Source organism: Palleronia caenipelagi, from assembly GCF_007004065.1.
In the GTDB taxonomy this organism is placed as follows: domain Bacteria; phylum Pseudomonadota; class Alphaproteobacteria; order Rhodobacterales; family Rhodobacteraceae; genus Palleronia; species Palleronia caenipelagi.
On record NZ_VFSV01000145.1, the window covers coordinates 1 to 936 of the forward strand.

1 protein-coding gene is annotated in these 936 nt (G+C 67.6%); it reads right to left on the reverse strand.

Annotated elements, in window-relative coordinates; genetic code table 11:
• On the reverse strand, window positions 1–936 hold a 936-nt coding region (locus FEV53_RS21145; RefSeq protein ID WP_221931702.1), incomplete at both ends, for a hypothetical protein.

The following is a 936-nucleotide window of genomic DNA, read 5'->3' on the forward strand; positions in this document are numbered from 1 at the left end:
CGCCGACAGCTCAAGCGCCCCGCCGCTCTCCAGAAGCCCGCTGCTCGTCAGACCCTCCGAGGCGCTCAGCACCGCAGAGCCCAGACCATAGGCCAGACCCTCCACAGCGATCTCGCTGGCGAGGATCGCCAGCCGGTCACCCGCGCCCACGGCGCCATCTGTAGCCGTGATCAGGGCCAGCCCGCCCGCCTGCAGAGACAGATCCCCGCCAGCAAACACCGCCCCGCCAATCGCCGCATCACCCAAGATGTCGAGCTGGCCGATGCCCGCCGCAATCAGACGGCTCTGTGCCCCGCTCTCCAGAGTGCCCGCGCTCAGAACCAGATCGCCTCCGACCGCCTCAAGCGCCCCAGGCACCGTCAACAAATCCGTCACCTGCACCATGGCCGTTCCGCCTGTCAGCATCTCCCCGCCCAGATCGGCGCTCGCTGCGCTCAGCGTAAGGTTCGCCACGCCCAGCGGGGCCGTGAGATCCGAAAAATCCACGCCCGCAACCGTCACCGCCGATGCCGCGCTCTCAATCCGTTCCCCGGACAGAGACAGATCCCCACCCGAATACAGCGTCTCCGACAGGCGCAGGACATCCGTGGAAACAATATCCGCCGTGTTCTGCACTGCCATCAGACCATCCAGCGCTAGGTCATCTGCCCGTGCCGACAGGCTGCCCGACAACAGCTCCGCCCCTGCCAGAACCTCAAGCCGTACCGCGTCCAGATCCAGCGCCCCGGCCGCCGTCACTCCACCTGCCAGCTGCAAAAGATCCACCGCCGACAGCTCAAGCGCCCCGCCGCTCTCCAGAAGCCCGCTGCTCGTCAGACCCTCCGAGGCGCTCAGCACCGCAGAGCCCAGACCATAGGCCAGACCCTCCACAGCGATCTCGCTGGCGAGGATCGCCAGCCGGTCACCCGCGCCCACGGCGCCATCTGTAGCCGTGAT